Origin of the sequence: Aliihoeflea sp. 40Bstr573 (assembly GCF_024105655.1) — a bacterium.
Taxonomy (GTDB): domain Bacteria; phylum Pseudomonadota; class Alphaproteobacteria; order Rhizobiales; family Rhizobiaceae; genus Aliihoeflea.
In genome coordinates this window covers 205,545-229,870 of sequence record NZ_JAAAMH010000005.1, presented here as the reverse complement: position 1 = coordinate 229,870, position 24,326 = coordinate 205,545, and the positions used below count along the sequence as shown (strand labels likewise).

Here is a 24,326-nt window from a genome sequence, read left to right as displayed (position 1 = left end):
GCTTCAATTCTTTCGAATTGCTTGCGCATCGCAACGCAATTAGAGCGACTGCACAAGAACCGCGCGAGTTTTAATGCCGCTCCTGATCCGCCTCGTCCCAATCGTCTTCGTACTGCTCTGGTCAACTGGCTTCATCGGCGCGCGTTATGCGATGCCGTGGGCCGAGCCCTTCGTCTTCCTCGCGGTCCGCTTCGCCCTGACGATCGCTCTCCTGGGGCTGTTGCTCATCGCCATCCGCTGGCGCGCGATGGATCGCCGGCAGGCGGCGCACGCAATGATTGCTGGCGCGCTGATCCACGGCGTCTATCTGGGCGGTGTCTTCTGGGCGATCCACAACGGCATGCCGGCGGGACTTTCGGCACTGATCGTCGGCCTGCAACCGCTCGCAACCGCGATGATGGCGGCAGCGTTCCTGAGTGAACGGCTAACGGGCAGACACTGGGCAGGCATGGCGCTCGGCGTTGCCGGCGTCGCCATCGTGCTTGCGCCCAAGCTCGGCGCGCTCGGCGGCGTGACGGCGGCGACGCTCGTTTCAGCATTCGTCGCCATGCTTGCGATCAGTGCCGGAACGGTTTGGCAAAAGCGTTTCGTGGCGAGCGGGGATCTCGTCGTCGGTACGATCTGGCAATATGTCGGCGGCGCCGCGCTGATGCTCGTCGCGACCTTCGCATTCGAAACGCAGACCTATCGCCTCACCGGCGATCTGGTCTTCGCCATGGCCTGGCTGGTGCTGGTCCTTTCGGTTGGCGCGATTTTCCTGCTGATGTATCTCATCCGCGAGGGCGAGGTGGCGAAGGTGTCGTCGCTCTTCTACCTCGTGCCGTCCGTGACGGCGCTCATCGCCTGGGTGCTGTTTGGCGAGACGCTCAACGCGCTGCAGATCGGCGGCATGGTGCTGACGACCATCGGTGTGGCCGTGGCGACGAGAAGGGCTCAGCCCGGAACGCGCGCGCGGGCCTCGAAATAGCGCTTCATCGCGGCATTGAGCTCGCCGCCCATGATGAAGATCACCGAGACGATGTAAAGGAACACCAGCGCGATCATGATCGAGGCAAGGCCCGCATAGGTCGTGGCATAGGACGAGAATTGCGACAGGTAGTTCGCAAATGCCGTCGACCCGATCACCCAGCCGATCAGCGTGAAGATGATGCCGGGCACGATGTCGACGAAGCGCCGTTTGCCGGCCGGCAGCCAGAAATGCACGGCGACCAGACCAGTCACGATGACCAGTGACGCAACAACGAATCGCCAGATCGTGATGGTGCCCATATAGGGCTCAAGCCAGGGGACATGCTCCTGGGCAAGGTCTGCGATCAGCGGCGCGACGACGAGCAGCGCCGAGACGACGACGAATCCGACCGTCGCGATGAAGACGAAGGCGAGGCTCTGCAGCCGCAACGTGAAGATCGACCGCGTTTCGCTGACCCGGTAGGCGCGATTGAGCGAGACGCGCAAGGCCTCGATGCCGTTGGACGCGAAGAAGGCAGCGATGATGACGCCGAGAGTAAGGAAATCGCCGCGCTGGACGGTGAGCACGCTGGTCACCTCATAGGCGATCGGGGAAGCGATTTCATCCGGCCAGGTGTCGAAGACGAGATGGACGGCGGTGTCCGCAAACGCCTTGGCACCGAGGAAGCTGGCGAGCGACGTGGCGAAGATCAGGAACGGAAACAACGCCAGCAGCGCCGACAGGGCCAGATGGCTCGCCATCGCCCAGCCGTCGTCATTGTTGAAATGCCCGAGTGCGTCACCCAGCACCCGCTTCGTCGCGACAACCTGTCGGATCATCGTCGGACCAGCAAAGACATCGACCAATCCCGAGCCTCGAAACGTTGTTCCAGATCAGTTGACGATACGGTTTCAGCCAACTTCCGGTTTCACTTCTAGAGCGGCCGGCTTGCCCGAAACTCGATAGCCGTGAGGCAATCGGCCGCCGCCACTGGAAGATTGCACGGCTGCGCTCCATAATGCATGCCAACCTCATGTCCAAATGCGCGCCGCGCATTCCTCAACGTCTTGCGGCGCTTTTCTTTCCAAATCGGGAATTCAGATGTCCACCGTCTTCAACGTCATTGCCGTCCTGTTCATGGTCGCGGTCGCCTTCGTTCTTGTGCGCGGCCTGATCAACATGATGCGCGGCGGCTCCGGCAACACGTCCAACAAGCTGATGCAGGCGCGCGTCGTCCTGCAGTTCCTGGCGCTCGTCTTCGTCATGCTGGCGCTCTATTTCTCCCGCCAGTCCGGAGGCTGACTTGGTCATCTTGAACCGCATCTATACCCGCACCGGCGATGACGGCACGACGGCATTGGGTTCGGGGGAGCGTCGGCCAAAATACGACCTGCGCGTCGCCTCCTACGGCACGGTGGACGAGGCCAATGCCTGCATCGGCATGGCGCGCGTCCACACCGAGACCGCCCATCGCGAAATCGACGCCATGCTCGTGCGCATCCAGAACGACATGTTCGACCTCGGCGCCGATCTGGCCGCGCCCGACACCGGCAAGCCCCTGCCCTACGAGCCGCTGCGTATCGTCGCGTCGCAGGTCGCGCGCGTCGAAGCCGATATCGACGTCCTGAACAAGCGCCTCGAGCCGCTGCGCACGTTCGTCCTGCCGGGCGGCTCGCCCGCCGCGGCCGCGCTTCACCTTGCGCGCACTGTCACGCGCCGCGCCGAACGGATGATGGTGGAACTGTCGCGGGTGGAGGGCGAGATCGTCGGCGCCGACGCGATACGCTACATCAATCGCGTTTCCGACTTCCTCTTCGTGGCCGCCCGCGCCGTCAACGACGACGGCCGAGCCGACGTCCTGTGGGTGCCCGGACAGAACCGCTGACGACGCATGTTCATTCCGCTCCACGACGCCAACCGCCTCCGTTTCATCAAGGCGCAGTATGTCACGGTCGGCCTGATCGCGGTGAACGTCATTGTCTATTTCTGGAGCGTGGCCGGCGGGTGGGAGGCGACGCAGGCCGCTGCCTATTCCTACGGCTACATTCCCTCCGTTGCCTTCGACCATGTCGAACTGCCGCCTGAACTCGCCATTCTTCCCGGCAAGGCGTCCTACGTCACCTACGCCTTCCTGCATGGCGATCTTCTGCATCTTGGCGGCAACATGCTGTTCCTCTGGGTCTTCGGCGACAATGTCGAGGACGCTATGGGACATTGGAAATTCCTCGCCTTCTACCTTCTTTGCGCGGTCGCCGGCGCGTGGTTCCATGGAATGATGGCGCCCCTTTCGGAAGTTCCGCTGATCGGCGCCTCGGGTGCCGTCGCCGGCATCGTCTCGGCCTACCTCCTGCTCCACCCGCGCGTGAAGATCTGGGTGCTGGCTTTCGGCCGGCTTCCCTTGCGCATCCCCGCCTGGATCGTCCTGGCGCTGTGGATCGGGTTCCAGTTCATCATGTTCGCGCTGGCAGGGGAGGACCAGATTTCCTGGGCCGCCCATATCGGCGGCATCCTCGCCGGCGCCGTCCTGCTGGTCGCGCTGAAACGACCGGAGGTGCCGCTGCTCGACCGCCGGATCGTCACGCCGCAAGCGGCGATCGTCGCGCCGGTTGCCGGCGATCCGGCGCGGCCACGCGGTCCCTGGGACCAGTGAAATTCAACCGTTTTGAGGGCCGAGCGCGCTATTGACGCTCATTCCGCCACAAACTACGGTCCGCCGCGATTGTGCCGGGCAGCCCCGGAATGTCGATTTCTGACAAGTGCCGAGCCGTGCACATTGTTAGATGCAGACGCTGCATCCAAGGGAAAGGTCTCAAGCGAATGAAAGTTCTGGTCCCCGTCAAGCGGGTGGTGGATTACAACGTCAAGATCCGCGTCAAGGCGGACGGCTCGGGCGTCGACCTCGCCAATGTGAAGATGTCGATGAACCCGTTTGACGAAATCGCCGTCGAAGAGGCGATCCGTCTCAAGGAAGCCGGCAAGGCCGAAGAGATCGTCGTCGTCTCGATCGGACCGCAGCAGGCCCAGGAAACGCTGCGCACCGCCCTTGCGATGGGCGCCGACCGTGCGATCCTCGTCAAGGTCGACGAGACCACCGAACCGCTGACCGTCGCCAAGATCCTGAAGGGCGTCGTGGGAGAGGAAAATCCTGGCCTCGTCATCCTGGGCAAGCAGGCGATCGACGACGACGCCAACCAGACCGGCCAGATGCTCGCCGCCCTGCTCGGCTGGAGCCAGGCGACCTTCGCCTCCAAGATCGAGATCGAGGGCGACAAAGCCAAGGTCACGCGCGAGGTCGATGGCGGCCTGCAGACGATCGAGGCCAAGATGCCGGCAATCGTGACCACCGATCTTCGCCTCAACCAGCCGCGCTATGCTTCGCTGCCGAACATCATGAAGGCCAAGAAGAAGCCGCTCGACGAGAAGTCCGCCGCCGATTACGGCGTGGAAGTCAAGCAGCATCTGAAGGTCTTGAAGACCGAGGAGCCGGCCGGCCGCAAGGCGGGCGTCAAGGTCAAGGACGTCGCCGAACTGGTGGCGAGCCTCAAGTCCGCCGGCGTTCTGTAATTTCAAGGCAAAAGGAACAGACAACATGGCTATTCTTCTGATTGCCGAACACGACAACGCGACCCTGTCGGACCAGACCGTCAAGGCGCTCTCGGCAGCTTCCCAGATCGGCGGCGACGTCGACGTGCTGGTGGCGGGCAAGGGCGCGCAGGCTGCGGCCGATGCCGCCGGCAAGCTGGCCGGCGTGCGCAAGGTTCTGCTGGCCGAGGCCGACGAGCTCGCCGAGCGCCTTGCCGAGCCGCTCGCCGCCCTTATCGTCAAGCTAGCCGACGGCTACGACACGATCATCGCGCCGGCCACCACCATGGCCAAGAACGTGATGCCGCGCGTCGCCGCCCTCCTCGACGTGATGCAGCTTTCCGACATCGTCGAGGTCGTCTCCGCCGATACGTTCAAGCGCCCGATCTATGCCGGCAACGCGATCCAGACCGTGCAGTCGACTGACGCCAAGCGCGTGATCACCGTTCGCACCGCCTCCTTCCAGGCCGCCGGCGAAGGCGGTTCGGCTTCGGTGGAAAGCGTTTCGGCCGCCGACAATCCGGGCCTTTCGACCTTCGTCGAAAACCGCATCGCTGCGTCCGATCGCCCCGAACTGACCTCGGCGAAGATCATCATCTCGGGCGGACGCGCGCTGGGCTCGAAGGAGAAGTTCGAGGAGGTCATGCTGCCGATCGCCGACAAGCTCGGCGCTGCCGTCGGCGCAAGCCGCGCGGCCGTCGACGCCGGCTACGCACCGAACGACTGGCAGGTCGGCCAGACCGGCAAGGTCGTCGCCCCCGAGCTCTACATCGCAGCCGGCATTTCCGGCGCGATCCAGCATCTTGCCGGCATGAAGGACTCGAAAGTCATCGTCGCCATCAACAAGGACGAGGAAGCGCCGATTTTCCAGGTCGCCGATTACGGCCTCGTCGGCGATCTCTTCACCGTGCTTCCGGAGCTCGAAAAGGCGCTCTGACACAGCCGTCGGGAATTGTTGCAAATGACAGCGGGCGGGACTGGACGAACCAGTCTCGCCCTTTTACTTTGCACCGCAATATGAAGTGAAGACGCCCATACGAAGGCGGCTCGACGGGATTACATCACGATGACGGGTACAATCAGGACGATCGGCGTGATCGGCGCTGGCCAGATGGGTGGCGGTATCGCGCATGTCGCGGCGATCTCAGGGTACAAGGTGAAGGTCTACGACATCTCGTCCGAGCGGATCGAGTCGGGCATCGCCACGATCAGCGGCAACCTTGCCCGGCAGGTGCATTCCGGCAAGCTGGATGAGGAAAGCCGCCGCAAGGCGCTCGACTCGATCCTGCCCGCCTCCAGCCTTCAAGAACTCGCGGATTGCGACCTCGTCATCGAAGCGGCGAGCGAGGACGAGACGATCAAGCGCAAGATCTATGCGCAGCTATGCCCGCTCCTCAATCCCGAGGCCATCCTCGCGACCAACACCTCGTCGATCTCCATCACGCGCCTTGCGGCACAGACCGACCGGCCGGAACGCTTCATCGGCATCCATTTCATGAACCCGGTGCCGGTAATGAAGCTGGTCGAACTCGTGCGCGGCATCGCGACCGAGGATTCGACCTTCGAGACCGCCCGCGCATTCGTCGCCAGTCTGGACAAGACGATCACGGTCGCCGAGGATTTCCCGGCCTTCATCGTCAACCGGATTCTCCTGCCGATGATCAACGAGGCGATCTACACGCTCTATGAGGGTGTTGGCTCGGTCGAGGCGATCGACACGGCCATGAAACTGGGCGCAAATCATCCGATGGGCCCGCTGCAACTGGCCGATTTCATCGGCCTCGACACCTGCCTCTCGATCATGCAGGTGCTTCATGACGGGCTTGCGGATTCCAAGTACCGGCCCTGCCCGCTCCTGGTGAAATATGTCGAAGCCGGCTGGCTCGGCCGCAAGTCGGGCCGCGGATTCTACGACTACCGCGGCGAGCACCCCGTGCCAACGCGTTGATTTCCGCGCGTTTTCTAAATTATGGCAATTTTGTCACGTTGCCCGATTTCGAACGCGATCACGTCTTAGTTTACTTGGGGTTGTGCAACTCCCCGCCTACCCCTTCGTTGCTGCATCGTCTCAACTGGAGGGCAAATTCATGAAGCGTATTCTACTTGCACTGCCCGCGACTTTCGCTGCCAGCTCGGCAATGGCCGCCGACGTCATCTACAACGAACCGGCCCCGATGCCGATGGACGTGGTGTCCAATGTGAGCTGGGCCGGTTTCTACGCCGGCATCCAGGCCGGCTATGGCTTCGGTTCGACCGGACAGGTCCAGCTCGATCCGTTCACAGCGGCGCTGGTAACCCCGTTCTCCCCGGGCGTAGCAGGAGATCCTCCCGGCGGCTTCAACGCCAATGGCGACTTCGAGGACGGCTTCGTCGGCGGCGTCCATGTCGGTTATGACTGGCAGGCAGGCAACATCGTCTACGGCGCCATTCTTGACGTGAACTACACGGATATCGGCGACGAACAGCGCGCCTTCTCGCGTTCGCCGGCCGAGTATGTGATCTCGCGCGATCTCGACTATCTGGCGACGCTGCGTGGCCGTCTCGGTTACGCATTCAGCGAGAACTTCCTCGGCTACGTCACCGGCGGTCTGGCCTATGGCGACGTCGATTTCAACTATCGGCAGGGCGCGCGGTCGCCGGCAACGACGGTCACTACCTCCGGCGGTCAGGACAGTGATTTCGGCTATACGGTCGGCGGCGGCGTCGAAGCGCGCCTGACGCAGAACTGGTCGATCGGCCTCGAATATCTCTACACCAACCTCGGCGACAACGACTTCCAGGCAAACCTGCAGGGCGGTCCTTTCGGCGGCGCAGGTGGCGGCGCGGGAAGCAATCCCGGCGGCACGAATTTGACTGGCACCGACGGCGATTTCGATTTCCACACGGTTACCGCGAAGATTTCCTACCGCTTCTGATCTTCCCAGTACGAAACAAGAAGGCCGGCTTTTCAGCCGGCCTTTTTCGTTTCACCGGCTAGTGTGCCCGACCCTCGGTCCCCATCGGCCTCGACCCGGTTTCTGCCCTGGCGCTTGGCGTCGTAAAGCCGCTGGTCGGCCAGCGAGAAAAGGTCGCGGAACCTGGCGGGCCCCGAAAAAGCCGCGCAGCCGACGCTGATCGTCAGCCGGTGCTCCGATCCGTCGATGCGCAGCGGTGTCGCCTCGGCCGCCCGGCGTATGCGTTCTGCGATGTGCACCGCCTGGTCAGCCCCTACGCCCTCGAGAAGTACGGCAAATTCCTCGCCGCCCATGCGTCCGACGAGGTCGCCCTGACGCACGCAGCTTCGGACGATCGAGGCGATCCGGATCAGCGCGAGATCGCCCTGGTGGTGTCCGTAGCGATCGTTGACCTGCTTGAAATGGTCGGCATCGATGACGAGAAGGGCACCCTGCGCGGTCCGGTCGCGCTGCTCGAGTATCCGCTCGACATTCGCGATCAGCGCACGGCGATTAAGGCATTTCGTCAGATCGTCGGTGGAAGCGAGTTCGGCGAGTTTGTGATTGGCGCCCGCCAGTTCGCGCAGTTTCAAGGTGAGGTAGAAGAAGAGCGGCCCAGCAAGGATGATCGGCAGCACGGTTGCGCTTAAAAGCCCCTGCCGCAGCGCCGTGGCATCCATGTCGCGGAAGGCGAGCCAGTTCCAGGCCAGCGAGATCGAAAGGCAACCGAGCGTGCCCAGAACCGTCCACCGGGCGAGCATCCGGGCACCTCGTCGCGATATGCGCGGCTTGCCGGCAAAGGCGCGGTCGGTGTGGTTCAAGCCGGTGTCCTCCAACGTCAGCTTGTCTCTTCAATAAGCGAGACGAGTGAACATTCGGTTAGACTTGCATTGCACTTTTACGAAGGCTGGACGTCTTGGCGTTAACCGGCCGCCAAAATCCAGATTCTGTAGGCTTTACAAACCGAAACGCAGGTTGGAATATCGCCGCCAATCCGGGCTAGTCCAGATCCGGGCGAACTTCAAACTCAGGAACACTCTCCAAAGGGAGGCATATCAATGTCCAATATCCGCAAGATCTTTGCCGCTTCGGTAGCTGGCGCAGCGCTTCTCGCCGCTGGTGCAGCTTCGGCGCAGGAAGAGATCAACGTCGGCATCATTCTTGGCTTCACCGGCCCGCTGGAAAGCATTACGCCCGGCATGGCCGCCAGCGCCGAACTCGCCTTCTCCGAAGTCAACGAGAGCGGCATGCTGCTCGACGGTGCTACGCTGAAGCCGGTCCGCGCCGATTCCACCTGCATCGACAACGCCGCCGCGACGGCCGCCGCCGAGCGCCTCGTGACGACTGACAACGTCGCCGCCATCATGGGCGCCGACTGTTCGGGCGTGACGATCGGCATCGCCAACGGCGTCGCCGTCCCGAACGGCCTGGTCATGGTGTCGCCCTCGGCTACCTCGCCGGCGCTCTCGACCATCGAGGACAACGACTACTTCTTCCGCACCGCCCCGTCCGACGCCCGCCAGGGCGAAGTGCTGACCGAGGTCCTGACCGACAACGACATCACGTCGGTCGCCGTGTCCTACACCAACAACGACTACGGCAAGGGCTTCTCGGACGCCTTCGTGGCGGCCTTCGAAGCTGCCGGCGGCACGGTGACGATCGCCGCTCCGCATGACGACGGCAAGGGCGACTATTCGGCAGAGGTCGGCGCGCTCGCCGCAGCCGGCGGCGATGTCCTCGTCGTTCTTGGCTATGTCGACCAGGGCGGCGTCGGCATCATTCGCTCGGCGATCGACACTGGCGCGTTCGACCGCTTCGCACTCGGCGACGGCATGTACGGCCAGAGCCTGATCGACGCGATCGGCGAAGACCTCGAAGGCACGATCGGCGTCCTGCCAGGCGTCGAGGGTGAAGGCTCGGAGATGTTCGCAACGCTCGCCGAGGCGGCCGACATCGACCCGACCAGCTCGTATACCGGCGAAAGCTATGACGCCGGCGCGCTGATCGCGCTCGCCATCCAGAAGGCCGGCTCGGCCGACCGCACCGCCATCCGCGACGCGATGCTGGAAGTGGCCAACGGCCCCGGCGAGCCGATCCTGCCGGGTGAACTCGCCAAGGGTCTGGAAATCCTCAAGGACGGCGGCGATGTCGACTATGTCGGCGTCACCAATGTCGAGCTGATCGGCCCCGGCGAAGCAGCCGGCAGCTATCGCGAATACATCGTCGAAGACGGCGCGTTCAAGACTGTCGGCTATCGCTGATCTGACGGCAGTCGTGTAAGATTATGGCCCGGCGAGGACATCGCCGGGCCATTTGTCCTTCAAAATGGTCGCACTCACGGGACTGTATGAGTCACGCACTCGACTTTTGTGTTTTCACTCGTTATTGGCGCTCCCACGAATTGCGGGGCGTCAGCCGTAGCCCTGCAGATCCGACGAGGGGGCGTCGGGAACCGTGGCGGACGCCGACTGCGCATGCGCGCGATCAGGCTGGCTAGCGGACGCGAGCCTCTTACGACGGTACAATCACAAAAACGCGGCCCAGGGGAATTGCATGATCAAGGTAGACGATCTGCATATGCACTTTGGAGGCATCAAGGCGGTCGATGGCGCAAGCATCGAAATCGCCGAGGGCTCCATCACGGGCCTGATCGGCCCGAATGGCGCCGGCAAGACGACGCTCTTCAACGTGATCGCAGGCCATTACAAACCCACCTCCGGAAAAGTCTGGCTCGACGGTCAGGACATCACCGGTTTGCCGCCGCACGAGCTCTTTCACATGGGGCTTTTGCGCACCTTCCAGATCGCGCATGAGTTTTCAACGCTGACCGTGCGCGAAAACCTGATGATGGTCCCGCCGGCCCAGCCCGGCGAGACGCTGGTCGATGTATGGCTGCGCCCTTCCAAGGTGCGCGAGCGCGAGGCGGAGGTGCGCAGGCGCGCCGACGAGGTTATCGAGTTCCTCGAAATCAGCCATGTCGCGGACGAACTCGCCGGGAACCTGTCGGGCGGCCAGAAGAAGCTTCTGGAACTCGGCCGCACGATGATGGTCGACGCCAAGATCGTCTTCCTCGACGAGGTCGGCGCGGGCGTCAACCGCACGCTCCTCAATACGCTGGGAGACGCCATCGTGCGCCTCAACAAGGAACGCGGCTACACCTTCTGCATGATCGAGCACGACATGGACTTCATCGGCCGCCTTTGCGACCCGGTGATCGTCATGGCCGAGGGCCGCGTGCTGGTCGAGGGCAAGGTCGACGAGGTCAAGGCCAACGAGCAGGTCATCGAGGCCTATCTCGGCACCGGGCTCAGGCAGCGCCCGCCCAAGGTCAAGCAGGGAGGCGTAGCATGAGCTTCCTCATCGGTGAGAACATGACCGGCGGCTATGGCGGCGCGGACATTCTCCACTCCTGCACCATCGCCGTCGAAAAAGGCGAGATCGCGGTCATCGTCGGCCCCAACGGCGCCGGCAAGTCGACCGCAATGAAGGCGATGTTCGGGATGCTCAGCCTGCGCGAGGGCCAGGTTCGCCTCGGCGAAAAGGACATCACGAAACTGTCGCCGCAGGACCGCGTCGTCGCCGGCATGGGCTTCGTGCCGCAGACCTCCAACGTCTTCGTCACGATGACCGTCCAGGAGAACCTGGAGATGGGCGCCTATATTCGCAATGACGACTTTTCCGACACGATGGCGCAGGTCTTCGACCTGTTCCCGATCCTGAAGGAGAAGCGCAAGCAGCCGGCCGGCGAATTGTCGGGCGGCCAGCGCCAGCAGGTGGCCGTCGGCCGCGCCCTGATGACGCAGCCTTCGGTGCTGATGCTCGACGAGCCGACCGCCGGCGTCTCGCCGATCGTCATGGACGAACTGTTCGACCGCATCCTCGACGTCGCCGCCACCGGCATCGCCGTGATGATGGTCGAGCAGAATGCGCGCCAGGCGCTCGCCATCGCAGATCGCGGCTATGTGCTCGTCCAGGGCCGCAACCGCTTCACCGATACCGGCGAAGCCCTTCTCGCCAACCCCGAGGTTCGCGCCTCGTTCCTGGGAGGTTGACGATGATCGACTTTCTCAATGCCCTCGTGATGTTTGCCAATTTCGTGTTCCTGCCGGGCCTCGCCTATGGCGCGCAGCTCGCGCTCGGCGCGCTCGGAATCACGCTCGTCTTCGGCATCCTGCGTTTTTCCAACTTCGCCCATGGCGACCTGATGGCGTTCGGCACGATGATCACCATCCTGGTGACCTGGTGGCTGATCGGCATGGGGGTCACGCTGGGGCCGTTGCCGACAGCGCTGCTCGCGCTGCCGATCGGCATCATCGGCGCGGTGATCATGGCGCTGATCATCGACCGGACCGTCTTCCGCTTCTATCGCCAGCAGCATTCGGCCTCGATCGTGCTCGTCATGGCCTCGGTCGGCGTCATGTTCATGCTGAATGGCATCGTCCGCCTCGTCATCGGCCCCAACGACCAGCGCTTTGCCGATGGCGAACGCTTCCTGATCACCGTTCGCGAGTTCCGTGAATGGACGGGGCTCGCCGAAGGTCTGGCGATCCGCCTGCCCGTCGCGATCACGGTCGTCGTGGCCGTTGTCGTCGTCGTCGCGCTCTTCTGGTTTCTCACCTATTCGCGCACCGGCAAAGCCATGCGCGCCTATTCGGACAACGAGGACCTGGCGCTGCTGTCTGGCATCAATCCCGACAAGGTCGTGCGCGTGACCTGGGTGATCGCCGCAGCGCTGGCGACGATCGCCGGCGTCCTCTACGGCCTCGACAAGAGCTTCCGTCCCTTCACCTACTTCCAGCTCCTGCTGCCGATGTTCGCGGCCGCCATCGTCGGCGGCATCGGACAACCCATCGGCGCGATCGCTGGCGGGTTCGTCGTCGCCTTCTCGGAAGTGACGCTGACCTACGCCTACAAGCGCGTGCTGGAATATATGGGCTTTGCGCCCGACGGGCTCGTCCAGCTCCTGTCGACCGAATACAAATTCGCGATTTCCTTCGTGATCCTCGTCATCGTCCTGTTGATTAGACCGACGGGCATTTTCCGGGGGAGAGTGCTGTGAGCAATCGAAACCGCATCATCGTCCTTTATTCGATCATGGCGGGCCTGCTCTTGCTCGTCGGTTTCGGTCAGAGCTGGACGCTCAGCCTCACCATTTTGAACCTGTGCCTGATTTCCGCGATCATGGCGCTGGGCGTCAACATCCAGTGGGGCTATGCCGGCCTCTTCAACGTCGGCATCATGGGCTTCGCGGCGCTGGGCGGCCTCGCCGGCATCGTCATCTCCATGCCGCCCGTTCCCGGCGCATGGGAGGCGGGCGGGACGGGCATCGGCCTGACGATCGTCGCGCTCATCGGCACGATCGGCCTGATCGTCCTTGCCCGCAAGAAGATCCACGGCAAAAAGGGCAATTTCGTCGCGATCCTGATCGCGGTGGCGGGCTATTTCGTCATCCGTCATTTCTTCGACCCGGCGGTCGCCGCGATCGAGGGCTATGACGCCGCCCGCACCGGCTATCTGGGCGGCCTCGGCCTGCCGATCATCTTCTCTTGGCTGGTCGGCGGCGTCTTCGCCGCAGGCGCGGCCTGGATGGTGGGCAAGATCGCGCTCGGCCTTCGCGCCGACTATCTGGCGATCGCCACGCTCGGCATTTCGGAGATCATCATTGCCGTCCTGCGCAACGAGGAATGGCTGACCCGCGGCGTCAAGAACGTCTCGGGCCTGCCGCGCCCCGTCGCCTACGAGGTGCAATTGCAGCAGGCACCGTGGTTCCTCGACCTCGCGACGACGCTGAACTTGAATCCGATCTTCGCCTCGGCGCTTTATGTGCGGCTTTCCTACGCGATCCTGTTCGCCATCGTGCTGATCATCATCATGTGGCTTGCCGAGCGCGCATTGAATTCGCCCTGGGGACGCATGATGCGCGCGATCCGCGACAATCGCGACGCGGCCGAAGCGATGGGCAAGGACGTGACGCGCCGCCATCTGCAGGTCTTCATCCTGGGCTCTGCTGTGGTTGGCATCGCCGGCGCCATGCTGACGACGCTCGACGGCCAGTTCACGCCCGGCCAGTACCAGCCTCTGCGCTTCACCTTCCTGATCTGGGTGATGGTGATCGTCGGCGGCTCCGGCAACAACTGGGGCGCGGTGCTCGGCGGCTTCCTGATCTGGTTCGTCTGGGTCGAGGCGGAACCGGTCGGCGGTTGGTTGATGTCGGTCTTGACGTCGGGCATGGACGCGTCCAACCCGATCCGGCTGCAACTCATCGACGCCGCACCCTACATGCGGCCACTGGTGATGGGCCTGATCCTGCTTTTGTGCCTGAGGTTCAGCCCGCGCGGGCTGATCCCCGAGCGGGTCGCCAGAGCCAAGCATTGAACATGAAAAAACGGGCGCCGCGCAGCGCCCGTTTCCTTGTATGCGCTGCCGCGCGAAGCCCCGGCGAGATCACATCGCCGCTTCGATCAGCTTGCGAGCGTCATCGCCCGCCCATTCCGCCGGGCCGTTCATGTGGCCGAGCAGGCAGCCATCTTCATCGACGAGGAGCGTCACCGGCAGGCCAAGAGCGAGGTTGCGGCGCTTGAGATCGTTGAAGAGACCGAGCGTGTTGTCGCGGTAGTAGGCGAGCCGGTCGACGCCGGTTTCCTGAAGAAACGCCTTCGGCTTGGTGTCGTCTCCGGTGTCGATGTTGACGGCGACGACCTCGAAATCCTCTCCACCCATGTCGGCCTGAAGCTGGTTCAGCGCCGGCATCTCCTCGCGGCAGGGCGCGCACCAGGTCGCCCACAGATTGACCAGCGTCACCTTGCCCAGATCGCCGAGCCGCATCGGCTGGCCTTCCGGGTCGTTAAAGGCGAGGTCGGAGACGAGGCGCGGCGGGTCGGCCGGCAGCATTGCTGCGACTTCGCCGGCGATCATCGGATCGATGGCGGCGACCGCGTCCGTCTTCGCCTCGCAGGCAGCGACGGCCTGGGGATCGGGCGCACCGCCCGCCACCATCGGCGCGTTGTTGCCAGACGGCCCACCCATCACGTATACGCCGAGCGCACCGGCAAGAACGCCGGCGACGGCCGCGATACCGATGAGCCGGCCCGCCGGAAGGTTCGATTTGCCATTTGCCATATGTCTATCTCCGGGGATGCGGATATCACGATGAGCGAAAAGAAGGCCAGCAACCAGATGTGGGGCGGACGATTTGCCTCGGGTCCCGCCGCCATCATGGAAGCGATCAACGCCTCGATCGGCTTCGACAAGAAGCTCTACGCGCAGGATATCCGCGGCTCGCTCGCCCAGGCCGACATGCTGGCGAAGACGGGCATCATTTCGACCGAGGACCGCGACAAGATCGCGCAAGGGCTGAACCAGATCCTCGGCGAAATCGAGGCCGGCACGTTCGAGTTCTCTGCCCGGCTCGAAGACATCCACATGAATGTGGAGGCGAGGCTTGCCGACATGATCGGACCGGCCGGCGGGCGGCTCCACACGGCGCGCTCGCGCAACGACCAGGTGGCGACGGATTTCCGCCTTTGGGTCAAGGAGGAGTTGCAGCGCACCGACGCCGGCCTCGTCCGCCTGATCGAGACGTTCCTGAAGCGCGCGGAAGAACATGCCGCGACGGTCATGCCCGGATTCACCCATCTCCAGACGGCCCAGCCGGTGACCTTCGGCCATCACTGCATGGCCTATGTCGAGATGTTCGGCCGCGACCTGTCGCGCGTGCGCGACGCCATCGAGCGCATGGACGAAAGCCCGCTCGGCGCAGCCGCGCTCGCGGGCACCGGTTTCCCGATCGACCGCGCCATGACAGCCACGGCGCTCGGCTTCCGCGAGCCGACGCGCAATTCGATCGACACCGTGTCAGACCGTGATTTCGCGCTCGAATTCCTGTCCACGGCGTCGATCTGCGCCACGCACCTGTCGCGGCTGGCCGAGGAGATCGTCATCTGGTCGACGCCGCAGTTCGGTTTCGTGCGCCTGTCGGATCAGTTCTCGACCGGCTCCTCGATCATGCCGCAGAAGAAAAACCCTGACGCCGCCGAGCTGATCCGCGCCAAGACCGGCCGCATCAACGGCCACATGATCGCGCTCCTGACGGTCATGAAGGGCCTGCCGCTCGCCTATTCCAAGGACATGCAGGAAGACAAGGAAGCCGTCTTCGACGCGGCCGAGACGCTCGACCTGATGATCGCCGCCATGACCGGCATGATCGCCGACATGGAAATCCAGACCGCGGCGATGAAGAAAGCCGCCGGGGCGGGCTACTCGACCGCGACCGACCTTGCCGACTGGCTGGTGCGCGAGGCCGGCCTGCCCTTCCGCGAGGCCCATCACGTGACCGGCCGCGCCGTCGCGCTGGCCGAGAGCCGCAAGGTGACGCTCGACAGATTGACGATCGACGAATTGAAGTCGATCGACGAGCGCATCACCGACGGCATCTTCCAGGTGCTGTCCGTGCAGGCCTCGGTGAAGAGCCGCACCTCGTTCGGTGGCACCGCCCCGCAGGAAGTGCGCCGCCAGATCCGCTATTGGACGAAGCGCCTGAAACAGGATGCATCGCGCCGCAAAAGCCGCTAAAGAGAACCATCAAAATCGCATCGATCCGGACGGACTTCATGGCATCTGGCAGATTCTTCGCATCCGTCGCGCTTGTGACGGTCATCGCCATAAGCGTCGCGGCCTGCGGGCGTCGTGGTCCCCTCGACACGCCTTATGAAGCAGCGGTCGAAGCACGGCAGGAGGCCATCGACAATGATCGGCAGCCGGTTCCGCCGGAGCCCACGCCCCCGGTCGCGGATCGTCCGTTCATCCTCGACCGCCTTCTCTAGAAACAAACGATCGTGAACCACTTCGAATATAAAAACGGCGTCCTCCACGCCGAAGACGTCTCGCTGCTCGACATCGCCGCCGAGGTCGGCACGCCGTTCTACTGTTATTCGACCGCGACACTGGAACGTCACTACACTGTCTTTGCCGACGCGTTCGCCGACATGGATGCGCTCGTCTGCTACGCGATGAAGGCGAATTCCAACCAGGCAGTCCTGAAGACTTTGGCCAGGCTCGGCGCCGGCGCGGATGTCGTGTCCGAAGGCGAACTGCGCCGCGCGCTCGCTGCGGGCATTCCGGCGCAGAAGATCGTCTTTTCCGGCGTCGGCAAGACCGCGCGCGAGATGGATTTCGCCCTTGAAGCCGGCATCCACTGCTTCAACGTCGAATCGGAGCCTGAGCTCGAGCTTCTGTCGGAGCGCGCGCAGATGGCCGGCAAGACCGCGCCCATCTCGCTGCGCATCAATCCCGATGTCGATGCCAAGACGCACAGGAAGATTTCGACCGGCAAGGCGGAGAACAAGTTCGGCATCGCGCTGACGCGGGCACGCGACGCGTATCGCCGCGCCGCCAAGTTGCCCGGGCTGCGGATCGTCGGCGTCGATACCCATATAGGCAGCCAGATCACCGACCTGCAGCCGTTCGATGACGCAATCGCGCTGATGGTCGAGCTCGTCGGCCAGTTGCAGGCGGACGGCCATGCGCTCGAACACATCGATGTCGGCGGCGGGCTCGGCATCCCCTACCGGGTGGACAACGCCCCGCCCCCCCTGCCGGACGCCTATGCGCAGATGGTGCGCCGCCGGCTGAAGCCGCTCGGCCTCAAGGTCATTTTCGAGCCCGGCCGCCTGATCGCCGGCAATGCCGGCATTCTGGCCAGCCAGGTCGTGTATGTGAAGGAAGGCGACGCGAAGAACTTCGTCATCGTCGACGCGGCGATGAACGACCTGATCCGCCCGACGCTCTACGACGCCTTCCACGACATCCGTCCCGTCGTCGAACAGCCGCAAGAGGCGCCGCGCATGAAGGTCGACATCGTCGGTCCGGTCTGCGAAACCGGCGACTATCTGGGCCAGGATCGCGACCTGCCCAGGATGAAGGCCGGCGACCTGATCTGCGTGTCGACGGCAGGCGCCTATGGCGCGGTTCAGGCGGGCACCTACAACACGCGCCTTCTCGTGCCCGAGGTGCTGGTATCCGGCGACCGCTTCCACGTTGTGCGGCCGCGCCCGACTTATGACGACCTGATCGGCCTCGATTCGATTCCCGACTGGCTATGAGCGATTTACGGGCCGGTTTCACGTTTTGGTGGCCGGCCTCGCCTTCGCCGCGTTTGCTGCTATCCTGACACCGTTACCGCCCGAAGCGGATGAACCGGACGGCTGATGGCAATTGACCTCAAGGGACTGAGCGACTTCCTCAAGGGCGGCCCGATTGTGGGCTTGCGCCGCACGCGCGCGGCGACGCGGGCGACGATGCTCGTCGAACGGCTCTGGCCGCTCGTCTTGCCTCTGGTCATCGCGATCACTCTCTTCGTCAGCCTCTCCTGGCTCGGGGTCTTCCGTATCCTGCCGGACTGGCCGCGCCTCGGCCTCATGGCACTCTTCGCCATCGCCGCGCTCGCGGCGCTTTGGCCGTTGCGCCATTTCCGCCGTCCGGGCGCCGGAGAGGTGGATCGCCGCATCGAGACGGCAAACGCGCTGCGTCATACCCCGCTGCGCAGCCAGGACGACCGGCTAGCCGGCAAGGACGATCCATTCGCGGCCGCGCTCTGGCAGGAGCATCGCAAGCGCCTTGCGCGCGATCTCAGGAGCCTTAAGGGCGAATTTCCGCGCACCGGCGTTCCTGATCGCGATCCGTGGGCGCTGCGCGCCATAGCGCCGCTCCTCCTCGTCGTCGCCTTTGCCTATTCGCTCGGGCCAGGCGGCGGTTCGCTGACCGACGGGTTTCTCGCCGCGGCAGGCCCGCAAACAGTTCCCCCGCGCATCGACGCCTGGGTGACACCGCCCGCCTATACAGGCAAGGCGCCGCTCTACATGACCGCCGACGCCAATCAGAACCAGAACCATTTCACCGTGCCGGAAGGCTCGGTCGTCGCGGTGCGCGTGACCGGCGGCAGCGGCGACGAAAGATTGAGCTATCTCGACGCGCACACGGCGGAGGAAACGGCCTTCGAACCCGCAACCCCGACAGCGCCGGCAACGGCGTCGAGCCGGGCGGGTGCGGCGCACACTGTAAGCCAGTTTTCCGGTCCACTCAGCGCGGACGGGCTCCTGTCGCTGCGCCGAGGCGATGATGGCGAGGAGATCACCAACTGGTCGTTCACCGTCACGCCCGACGACGCACCGCAGATCCGTTTTGCGGAAGAGCCGACCCGAGCCGTCAATGGCGCTCTGCAACTGACCTACGAAATCGAGGACGATTACGGCGCGGTCTCGGCACAGGCCCTGTTCGAGCCCGCCGATCCTGCATCCGACGCACGCCCGCTCTATGAGGCGCCGGAAATGCGCCTGACCCTGCCACGCCGGCGTGGCGACGAGATCGTCGCGCGCACGTCGCGCGACCTGACCGAGCATCCATGGGCGGGAACACTGGTCGACCTGACGCTGGAAGCCGATGACGGCGCGGGGCAGACGGGCCGCAGCGGGACCGAGCGCATCACCCTGCCGGAGCGTCCCTTCATCAATCCGCTGGCGCTGGCGCTGGTCGAGCAGCGCCAGCTTCTCGCCCTTGATGCGAACGCCAAGCAGCGCGTCCTCGACCTGATGGATGCCATAACGCTGTGGCCCGAGGAAACGATTCCCGAGCTGACGCACTATCTCGGCATCACGGCTGCGCGCTCCCGGCTCGACGAAGCGACGAGCGACGACCAGTTGCGCGATGTCGTCGACTATCTGTGGGAAATCGCCGTCACCATCGAGGATGGCTCGCTGACCGACGCGGAGCGTCGCCTGCGCATGGCGCAGGAAGCGCTGCGCGAGGCGCTGGAGGAAGGCGCGTCCGACGAGGAGATCGAACAGCTCATGGCCGAGCTGCGAGAGGCGATGCAGGAGTTCCTGCGCGAATTCGCCGAACGCGCCATGCAAAATCCCGAGCAGGCCATGCCCATGCCCCAGAACGGCCAGGAAATGCGTCAAAGCGACCTCGAACGGATGATGGACCAGATCGAGGAACTGGCAAAATCGGGCGCGCGCGACGAGGCGCAGCAGCTGCTCTCGCAGCTTCAGGACATGATGAACAACCTGCAGGCCGGCCGCCAGCAACAGCAGCAGGACGGCGGCGAGGAGAGCGAAATGCGCCAGCAGATGGACCAGCTCGGCGAAATCATGCGCCGCCAGCAGGAACTGATGAACGAGACGTTCCAGATGCAGCAGGGCCAGCAGCAGCCCGGCCAGCAGGGGCAACAGGGCGAACAGGGCCAGGGCGGCCAGATGTCGCCGGAGGAATTCGCCGAGGCCATGCGCCAGTTGCAGGAGGGCCAGGGCCAGCTTCGGCAGGACCTGCAGTCGATGATGGAAGCGCTCGAGGGTATGGGCCTCCAGCCAGGAGAAGGCTTTTCGGAATCCGGCGAGGCGATGGGCCGGGCAGGCAGTTCGCTTGGCGAAGGCCAGGGTGAGCGGGCCGTCGGCGAGCAGGGGCAAGCACTCGAGGCGCTGCGCCGCGGCGCGCAGGACATGATGCAGCAGATGCAGCAGGCGATGGAAGGCGAAGGCGGCGGCCAGCAGCCAGGCGGGCGCAGCCGGCAGGGCGCGGACCGCGATCCCCTCGGCCGTCCGCGCGCCACGACCGGTCCCGATTTCGGCGACACGGTGCGCGTGCCCGACGAGATCGACGTGCAGCGCGCCCGCCGCATCCTCGAGGCGATCCGCAAGCGGCTGGGCAACGCGCTCAGCCCCGAACTGGAGCGGGACTACCTCGAACGGCTGCTGGAAATGCGCTGAATCAGTGCGTCAGCGCCCGCAACACCGCGGAACGGATGTCGGCGAGCGTGAACGGCTTGTCGACGACGTCGATCACCACCCGTTCCAGATCGCTCGCGCGCTCGCGCTGGTCGGCAAAGCCGGTCATCAACAGGATGCGCAGCGATGGGAACGAGGCCTTCGCCTCCTTCGCCATTTCGATGCCGTCCATGGCCGGCATGCGGATGTCGGAAAGGACGAGGTCGAAGCTGCCGCCATCACGTGTGATGATCTCCAGCCCCTCCATGCCGTCCTCGGCCATCTCGACTTGATGGCCATCGACGGAAAGCGCACGCGCCGTGAAGGCGCGCACCGAGGCATCGTCCTCGACGATGAGAATGCGCTTCATTCGACATCTCCCTTGACCACGCCCACGAAGGGCAGTTCGCGGAATGCGTGCGCGACATCCATGCCGTAGCCGACGACGAAATAGTCCGGGCACTCGAAGCCGGTGAAGTCGGCGTCGAGATCGGTCTGCCGGCGCATCGTCTTGTCCAGAAGAACGGCGATGGAAACGCTCTTGGCGCCGCGCGACAGCATCAACTCTCGCGTGAATTTCAGCGTCTTGCCGGATTCGAGGATGTCGTCGATCAGGAGCACGTCGCGCCCGGCGACCTCGTTGTCGATGTCGCGCAGCACGCGCACTTCGCCGCTCGTCGTGCCGGCGCCGTAGCTCGAGATGAAGATGAACTCGACCTCCGGCGAAAGGCCGGTGTCGTGCATCGCGCGGATGAGATCGGCTGCGAAGATGAACGAGCCCTTGAGAATGGAGATCACGAGCAGATCGTCATAGTGACGCTCGGCGATTTCCTTGGCCAGTTCCAGATTGCGCCGCGCGATGGCGGAGGCGGAGTAAAGAACTTCGATATCCTTGCCGCGGACGACAGGCATTAGCGGCTTCCTTCCTGAAAAGTGATCGACACGGACGCAACGCCCTTGCTGGGCGCGTCGAGGCGGCTGGAAAAGTCGTGAGCCTGCCCCGGCCCCAGAACGACCTGATTCGTCTCGAGATAATAGCGCAGCGTCGGTCCGTCGGTCTCTGCGACGGAAATGACGATCGAGGGCAGCAACAGTGGCTCGCCGCCATTGTTGCGCGCCGCGCCGTCGACGACAAGAAACGCGCGCCCTTCGTGCCGTTCGATGCGGCTTGCCACGTCCTCGATCTGCAACGCCTGGGCAGGCGAGTTTCTGATCGTCTCTGCGAGCGGGTCCAGCACCAGCCGATGCCCGCCCGCGATCCAGAAAACGAGGAAAACTGCCAGGACGACGGTCGACCAGAAAAGAAGCGGCCCGGCCTTGGCCTGGCGCCGGTCGTCCGCGCCGAAGCCGGAAAAACCAGGCGACGGCAAGGCCGCGGCAGATGGCTCGGTCGCTGGCGGACTGGCGCGCGCGACGGTCTGCGCGGGCAGGATTTCACCCGCGACGAGCCTTGGCTGATCGGGAACGCCCTGCATGCGCGCGCTCATCTCCTACGACACTGATCGCCAATCGTCTACGGCCAAATGGTTAAGGCTTCGCTCGGGGCCTGTCTGCCGGATCATTTCTTAACGGCTCGTTAACCATAGCGGACCAAGGTCGTCTGGGGCCTGGCTGTGTGTGGTTCGTGATTCCGGTGAAGGTCGGTGCGGTGATTCAATTCGAAAATGTCGGCTTGCGCTACGGGATGGGCACGGAAGTTCTGCGTGATGTCTCGTTTCAAGTGCCGCCACGCTCGTTCCAGTTCCTCACTGGCCCTTCGGGTGCCGGCAAGACAACGCTCCTGCGCCTGCTTTTCATGTCGCTAAAACCGACGCGCGGGCTGATCTCGGTGTTTGGCAAGGACCGCGCGCGCATCTCGCCGCGCGAACTGCCGCTGATGCGTCGGCGCATCGGCGTGGTGTTCCAGGATTTTCGCCTGCTCGACCATCTGACCACCTACGAGAACGTTGCGCTGCCGCTGCGCGTGCGTGGGCGCGACGAGACCAGCTACCGCCAGGACGTCATAGAACTCTTGAAATGGGTCGGGCTCGGCGAGCGCATGCATGTGCTGCCGCCGGTTCTTTCCGGTGGAGAAAAGCAGCGCGCAGCCATCGCCCGCGCCCTGATCGAGCAGCCCGACGTGCTTTTGGCCGACGAGCCTACCGGCAATGTCGACCCGCCGCTCGCCCGCCGCTTGCTACGGCTTTTCATGGAATTGAACCGGCTCGGCACGGCCGTCGTCATCGCAACCCACGACCTGACCCTGATGGACCAGGTCGACGCGCGCCGCATGGTGCTGACTGGCGGCAGGCTCGACATCTATGACTGAGATCGCCGAACGCGCCCCCGTCATGGCCGCGCGCTCCCTCCGGCGCGCGCCGACGCCGATCGTCCCGGCGCAGAACGTCGCCGGCACAGCGCTCGTGGTCGTCATCGCGATCATGACGTTCCTCTCCTGCCTGACGCTCGGCGCCGTTACGCTGGTGCGCGATTCGTCTGCCGCCTGGCAGACGGAGATCTCCCGCGAGGCGACCATCCAGATCAAACCGGCCGACGGCGTCGACATGGATTCCGCGCTTGTCGCGGCGCAGGGGCTCGCTGCCGGCTTTGCCGGCGTGCGCAGCGCCTCGATCCTCGATGAGGATGCGACGGCCCGCCTTCTCGAGCCGTGGCTCGGCTCCGGTCTCGATCTCGACGAACTGCCCGTTCCGCGCCTCGTGATCGTGACCATCGATCCGACGTCGCCGCCCGATTTCGCCACCATGCGAACGCTTCTGGCAGAGCAAGTCCCCGGCGCAGCCCTCGACGACCATCGCACCTGGGCCGACCGCCTGGTTGCCATGGCCCGCACGACCGTCGCAATCGGCATCGCGATCCTGGGCCTGATGCTGGCGGCGACGGTTCTGACCGTCGTTTTCGCCACGCGCGGCGCGATGGACGGCAACGGCCACATCATCGAGGTGCTGCATTTCGTCGGGGCCGAAGCCCGCTTCATCGCACGGGAGTTCCGTCGCCATTTCCTCGTGACGGGGCTGAAAGGGGCAGCGATCGGCGGGGCCGCCGCCATCATCGTCTTTGTCGGCTTCTCCATCTGGTCCTCCGCCAATCTGGCGACGCCGCAGGGCGATCAGGCCGCCGCGCTTTTCGGCAATTTCGCCATCGGGCTGACCGGCTATCTGGGCGTCGCGCTCGTCGCCGCGACCGTAACGATCCTGACCGGCGCAACGACCCATTTCACCGTTGCCGCCTATCTATCCGAACTCGACGGGCGCCAGCACGACTAAGCGGCGGCATGCGGTTGGAAACCTTTGTGTGATCTTGCGTTTAAAGGCACTACCCTTGGGTCCCTTCGGCGCGTAACGATGGGCGACATTATCTGGTGCTGAAGAACATGCGAAGAACGAGCGCGCGAGGATTTGAGCGCGAAGTCGGAAGGCGGGGCCTGCCGGCGATCGTTCGCGCCGGAATCATCGTGGTCCTGTGCCTCGGCTTCGTCTTCGCCGGCGGCTTCCTGGTCTTTGCCACCCATGTCGGCCGCCTGCAGACGCCAATTGACCCCGGCAGCGCCGATGCGATCATCGTCCTGACCGGCGGCGTTGCGCGGCTCGACGCGGCCGTCCAGCTCCTGCAGGAAGGACGCGGCCAGCGGCTTCTGATTTCCGGCGTCAATCCGGTCGCCCGACCGCTCGACATCCAGCGCGCCACCGGCGCCAACGAAGACCTCTTCGCCTGCTGTGTCGACATCGACCGCGATGCGCTCGACACGATCGGCAACGCCGCCGAAAGCGCCAAATGGCTGGAGCAGAACGCCTTCCGCAGCGCAATCGTGGTGACCAACAACTACCACATGCCGCGCAGCCTTCTGGAAATGAGCCACGCGCTTCAGAACGCCCGCCTGACGCCCTACCCCGTCGTCACGAACCGGCTGGACGGCGGCCAATGGCTGGCAAGCCGCAATGCGCTGCGCGTACTCTTCACCGAATACACGAAATACCTCGCTGCCCTCGCCCGCACCACGGTGATGCCGTCGCGCTCGGGCGACGTTCCGGCGGTGATCGTCGAGGCAGGCGCAGGCAGCGGCCCGGTCGAGCGATAGAGCGTTTGCCTTTCGAGCCCCATGGTGTA

At 64.4% G+C, this 24,326-nt stretch carries 26 protein-coding genes; 20 read left to right on the top strand and 6 right to left on the bottom strand.

The window, feature by feature from the left end; all coding sequences use genetic code 11:
* The first annotated feature begins 73 nt into the window (after positions 1-73).
* The gene (locus GTK01_RS09200) at positions 74-967 is read left to right on the top strand and encodes a DMT family transporter (RefSeq protein WP_252925575.1); all 894 of its coding nucleotides are present in this window, start codon (positions 74-76) and stop codon (positions 965-967) included.
* Here the strand turns inward: GTK01_RS09200 and GTK01_RS09195 are convergent.
* Positions 934-1,788 (bottom strand): YihY/virulence factor BrkB family protein, encoded by an 855-nt coding sequence (locus GTK01_RS09195; protein WP_252925574.1) that lies wholly within the window; start codon positions 1,786-1,788, stop codon positions 934-936. The two genes, GTK01_RS09200 and GTK01_RS09195, sit on opposite strands and share 34 nt — an antisense overlap.
* Positions 1,789-2,050: 262 nt before the next feature.
* On the opposite strand from GTK01_RS09195, the gene GTK01_RS09190 reads away from it, so the two are divergent.
* The 7 genes from GTK01_RS09190 (at position 2,051) to GTK01_RS09160 (ending at position 7,446) form a co-directional block, all read left to right on the top strand.
* Positions 2,051-2,251, top strand: a complete 201-nt coding sequence (locus GTK01_RS09190) for a twin transmembrane helix small protein (protein ID WP_024587019.1) — start codon at positions 2,051-2,053, stop codon at positions 2,249-2,251.
* A gap of 1 nt (position 2,252) precedes the next feature.
* The gene (locus tag GTK01_RS09185) at positions 2,253-2,834 is read left to right on the top strand and encodes a cob(I)yrinic acid a,c-diamide adenosyltransferase (protein WP_252925573.1); all 582 of its coding nucleotides are present in this window, start codon (positions 2,253-2,255) and stop codon (positions 2,832-2,834) included.
* A 6-nt stretch (positions 2,835-2,840) separates the two neighbouring features.
* Complete coding sequence (locus GTK01_RS09180; RefSeq protein WP_252925572.1) at positions 2,841-3,599, top strand: rhomboid family intramembrane serine protease; 759 nt, start codon at positions 2,841-2,843, stop codon at positions 3,597-3,599.
* A gap of 167 nt (positions 3,600-3,766) precedes the next feature.
* Positions 3,767-4,513 carry an electron transfer flavoprotein subunit beta/FixA family protein gene (locus tag GTK01_RS09175; RefSeq protein WP_252925571.1) on the top strand — a complete coding sequence of 249 codons (747 nt, stop codon included), beginning with the start codon at positions 3,767-3,769 and terminating at the stop codon, positions 4,511-4,513.
* Positions 4,514-4,538: 25 nt separating this feature from the next.
* On the top strand, positions 4,539-5,468 hold the full coding sequence (locus tag GTK01_RS09170) for an electron transfer flavoprotein subunit alpha/FixB family protein (RefSeq protein ID WP_252925570.1): 930 nt from the start codon (positions 4,539-4,541) through the stop codon (positions 5,466-5,468).
* A gap of 129 nt (positions 5,469-5,597) precedes the next feature.
* On the top strand, positions 5,598-6,479 hold the full coding sequence (locus tag GTK01_RS09165) for a 3-hydroxybutyryl-CoA dehydrogenase (RefSeq protein ID WP_252925569.1): 882 nt from the start codon (positions 5,598-5,600) through the stop codon (positions 6,477-6,479).
* Between the two features lie 139 nt (positions 6,480-6,618).
* Positions 6,619-7,446: an outer membrane protein gene (locus GTK01_RS09160; protein ID WP_252925568.1), complete on the top strand. Its 828-nt coding sequence runs from the start codon at positions 6,619-6,621 to the stop codon at positions 7,444-7,446.
* A gap of 32 nt (positions 7,447-7,478) precedes the next feature.
* Here the strand turns inward: GTK01_RS09160 and GTK01_RS09155 are convergent, their stop codons facing one another.
* The gene (locus GTK01_RS09155) at positions 7,479-8,285 is read right to left on the bottom strand and encodes a GGDEF domain-containing protein (protein ID WP_252925567.1); all 807 of its coding nucleotides are present in this window, start codon (positions 8,283-8,285) and stop codon (positions 7,479-7,481) included.
* Positions 8,286-8,522: 237 nt separating this feature from the next.
* Between GTK01_RS09155 and GTK01_RS09150 the strand changes: the two genes are divergently transcribed.
* From GTK01_RS09150 to GTK01_RS09130, 5 genes are all read left to right on the top strand, one after another.
* Positions 8,523-9,725, top strand: a complete 1,203-nt coding sequence (locus GTK01_RS09150) for an ABC transporter substrate-binding protein (protein ID WP_252925566.1) — start codon at positions 8,523-8,525, stop codon at positions 9,723-9,725.
* Between the two features lie 292 nt (positions 9,726-10,017).
* The gene (locus GTK01_RS09145) at positions 10,018-10,815 is read left to right on the top strand and encodes an ABC transporter ATP-binding protein (RefSeq protein WP_252925565.1); all 798 of its coding nucleotides are present in this window, start codon (positions 10,018-10,020) and stop codon (positions 10,813-10,815) included.
* Positions 10,812-11,516, top strand: a complete 705-nt coding sequence (locus GTK01_RS09140; RefSeq protein ID WP_252925564.1) for an ABC transporter ATP-binding protein — start codon at positions 10,812-10,814, stop codon at positions 11,514-11,516. Before GTK01_RS09145 ends, GTK01_RS09140 begins: the two co-directional genes overlap by 4 nt.
* Positions 11,517-11,518: 2 nt before the next feature.
* Positions 11,519-12,523, top strand: coding sequence for a branched-chain amino acid ABC transporter permease (locus GTK01_RS09135; protein WP_252925563.1), 1,005 nt, complete (start codon positions 11,519-11,521; stop codon positions 12,521-12,523).
* Complete coding sequence (locus tag GTK01_RS09130) at positions 12,520-13,839, top strand: branched-chain amino acid ABC transporter permease (RefSeq protein ID WP_252925562.1); 1,320 nt, start codon at positions 12,520-12,522, stop codon at positions 13,837-13,839. The genes GTK01_RS09135 and GTK01_RS09130 overlap by 4 nt, the downstream gene beginning before the upstream one ends.
* Before the next feature lie 69 nt (positions 13,840-13,908).
* Here the strand turns inward: GTK01_RS09130 and GTK01_RS09125 are convergent, their stop codons facing one another.
* Positions 13,909-14,583 carry a TlpA disulfide reductase family protein gene (locus GTK01_RS09125; RefSeq protein WP_252925561.1) on the bottom strand — a complete coding sequence of 225 codons (675 nt, stop codon included), beginning with the start codon at positions 14,581-14,583 and terminating at the stop codon, positions 13,909-13,911.
* Between the two features lie 30 nt (positions 14,584-14,613).
* Here GTK01_RS09125 and argH point away from each other — a divergent pair, with 30 nt between their 5' ends.
* The 4 genes from argH (at position 14,614) to GTK01_RS09105 (ending at position 20,225) form a co-directional block, all read left to right on the top strand.
* Positions 14,614-16,035: an argininosuccinate lyase gene (argH, locus tag GTK01_RS09120; protein WP_252925560.1), complete on the top strand. Its 1,422-nt coding sequence runs from the start codon at positions 14,614-14,616 to the stop codon at positions 16,033-16,035.
* A gap of 38 nt (positions 16,036-16,073) precedes the next feature.
* Positions 16,074-16,286: a lipoprotein gene (locus GTK01_RS09115; protein ID WP_252925559.1), complete on the top strand. Its 213-nt coding sequence runs from the start codon at positions 16,074-16,076 to the stop codon at positions 16,284-16,286.
* A 12-nt stretch (positions 16,287-16,298) separates the two neighbouring features.
* Positions 16,299-17,564 (top strand): diaminopimelate decarboxylase, encoded by a 1,266-nt coding sequence (gene lysA / locus GTK01_RS09110; protein ID WP_252925558.1) that lies wholly within the window; start codon positions 16,299-16,301, stop codon positions 17,562-17,564.
* Positions 17,565-17,669: 105 nt separating this feature from the next.
* A complete protein-coding gene (locus GTK01_RS09105; protein WP_252925557.1) occupies positions 17,670-20,225 on the top strand; it encodes a TIGR02302 family protein in 2,556 nt (851 codons plus the stop codon).
* A gap of 1 nt (position 20,226) precedes the next feature.
* Here GTK01_RS09105 and GTK01_RS09100 read toward each other — a convergent pair whose 3' ends face one another.
* From GTK01_RS09100 to GTK01_RS09090, 3 genes are read right to left on the bottom strand one after another with little or no spacing between them, the layout of a single operon-like run.
* Positions 20,227-20,592 carry a response regulator gene (locus tag GTK01_RS09100; RefSeq protein WP_252925556.1) on the bottom strand — a complete coding sequence of 122 codons (366 nt, stop codon included), beginning with the start codon at positions 20,590-20,592 and terminating at the stop codon, positions 20,227-20,229.
* Entirely contained in the window at positions 20,589-21,134 is a 546-nt protein-coding gene (gene hpt, locus GTK01_RS09095; RefSeq protein ID WP_252925555.1) for a hypoxanthine phosphoribosyltransferase, read from the bottom strand. The genes GTK01_RS09100 and hpt overlap by 4 nt, the downstream gene beginning before the upstream one ends.
* Complete coding sequence (locus GTK01_RS09090; RefSeq protein ID WP_252925554.1) at positions 21,134-21,697, bottom strand: hypothetical protein; 564 nt, start codon at positions 21,695-21,697, stop codon at positions 21,134-21,136. The genes hpt and GTK01_RS09090 overlap by 1 nt, the downstream gene beginning before the upstream one ends.
* A gap of 173 nt (positions 21,698-21,870) precedes the next feature.
* Between GTK01_RS09090 and ftsE the strand changes: the two genes are divergently transcribed.
* From ftsE to GTK01_RS09075, 3 genes are all read left to right on the top strand, one after another.
* Positions 21,871-22,530, top strand: coding sequence for a cell division ATP-binding protein FtsE (gene ftsE, locus GTK01_RS09085; RefSeq protein ID WP_252925553.1), 660 nt, complete (start codon positions 21,871-21,873; stop codon positions 22,528-22,530).
* Positions 22,523-23,485 (top strand): cell division protein FtsX, encoded by a 963-nt coding sequence (locus tag GTK01_RS09080; protein ID WP_371924304.1) that lies wholly within the window; start codon positions 22,523-22,525, stop codon positions 23,483-23,485. The genes ftsE and GTK01_RS09080 overlap by 8 nt, the downstream gene beginning before the upstream one ends.
* A gap of 107 nt (positions 23,486-23,592) precedes the next feature.
* Positions 23,593-24,297, top strand: coding sequence for a YdcF family protein (locus tag GTK01_RS09075; protein WP_252925552.1), 705 nt, complete (start codon positions 23,593-23,595; stop codon positions 24,295-24,297).
* The last annotated feature ends 29 nt before the right edge of the window (positions 24,298-24,326 follow it).

Bases quoted from the DNA above. Each gene is read 5' to 3' on its own strand.
- GTK01_RS09080 (WP_371924304.1), top strand. From the start codon at position 22,523: ATGACTGAGATCGCCGAACGCGCCCCCGTCATGGCCGCGCGCTCCCTC.
- GTK01_RS09160 (WP_252925568.1), top strand. From the start codon at position 6,619: ATGAAGCGTATTCTACTTGCACTGCCCGCGACTTTCGCTGCCAGCTCG.
- GTK01_RS09170 (WP_252925570.1), top strand. From the start codon at position 4,539: ATGGCTATTCTTCTGATTGCCGAACACGACAACGCGACCCTGTCGGAC.
- GTK01_RS09100 (WP_252925556.1), bottom strand. From the start codon at position 20,592: ATGAAGCGCATTCTCATCGTCGAGGACGATGCCTCGGTGCGCGCCTTC.
- argH (WP_252925560.1), top strand. From the start codon at position 14,614: ATGAGCGAAAAGAAGGCCAGCAACCAGATGTGGGGCGGACGATTTGCC.
- GTK01_RS09200 (WP_252925575.1), top strand. From the start codon at position 74: ATGCCGCTCCTGATCCGCCTCGTCCCAATCGTCTTCGTACTGCTCTGG.
- GTK01_RS09165 (WP_252925569.1), top strand. From the start codon at position 5,598: ATGACGGGTACAATCAGGACGATCGGCGTGATCGGCGCTGGCCAGATG.
- GTK01_RS09195 (WP_252925574.1), bottom strand. From the start codon at position 1,788: ATGATCCGACAGGTTGTCGCGACGAAGCGGGTGCTGGGTGACGCACTC.
- GTK01_RS09180 (WP_252925572.1), top strand. From the start codon at position 2,841: ATGTTCATTCCGCTCCACGACGCCAACCGCCTCCGTTTCATCAAGGCG.
- GTK01_RS09145 (WP_252925565.1), top strand. From the start codon at position 10,018: ATGATCAAGGTAGACGATCTGCATATGCACTTTGGAGGCATCAAGGCG.
- GTK01_RS09105 (WP_252925557.1), top strand. From the start codon at position 17,670: ATGGCAATTGACCTCAAGGGACTGAGCGACTTCCTCAAGGGCGGCCCG.
- GTK01_RS09140 (WP_252925564.1), top strand. From the start codon at position 10,812: ATGAGCTTCCTCATCGGTGAGAACATGACCGGCGGCTATGGCGGCGCG.
- GTK01_RS09125 (WP_252925561.1), bottom strand. From the start codon at position 14,583: ATGGCAAATGGCAAATCGAACCTTCCGGCGGGCCGGCTCATCGGTATC.
- GTK01_RS09115 (WP_252925559.1), top strand. From the start codon at position 16,074: ATGGCATCTGGCAGATTCTTCGCATCCGTCGCGCTTGTGACGGTCATC.
- GTK01_RS09190 (WP_024587019.1), top strand. From the start codon at position 2,051: ATGTCCACCGTCTTCAACGTCATTGCCGTCCTGTTCATGGTCGCGGTC.
- GTK01_RS09135 (WP_252925563.1), top strand. From the start codon at position 11,519: ATGATCGACTTTCTCAATGCCCTCGTGATGTTTGCCAATTTCGTGTTC.
- GTK01_RS09150 (WP_252925566.1), top strand. From the start codon at position 8,523: ATGTCCAATATCCGCAAGATCTTTGCCGCTTCGGTAGCTGGCGCAGCG.
- GTK01_RS09090 (WP_252925554.1), bottom strand. From the start codon at position 21,697: ATGCAGGGCGTTCCCGATCAGCCAAGGCTCGTCGCGGGTGAAATCCTG.
- GTK01_RS09075 (WP_252925552.1), top strand. From the start codon at position 23,593: ATGCGAAGAACGAGCGCGCGAGGATTTGAGCGCGAAGTCGGAAGGCGG.
- GTK01_RS09175 (WP_252925571.1), top strand. From the start codon at position 3,767: ATGAAAGTTCTGGTCCCCGTCAAGCGGGTGGTGGATTACAACGTCAAG.
- hpt (WP_252925555.1), bottom strand. From the start codon at position 21,134: ATGCCTGTCGTCCGCGGCAAGGATATCGAAGTTCTTTACTCCGCCTCC.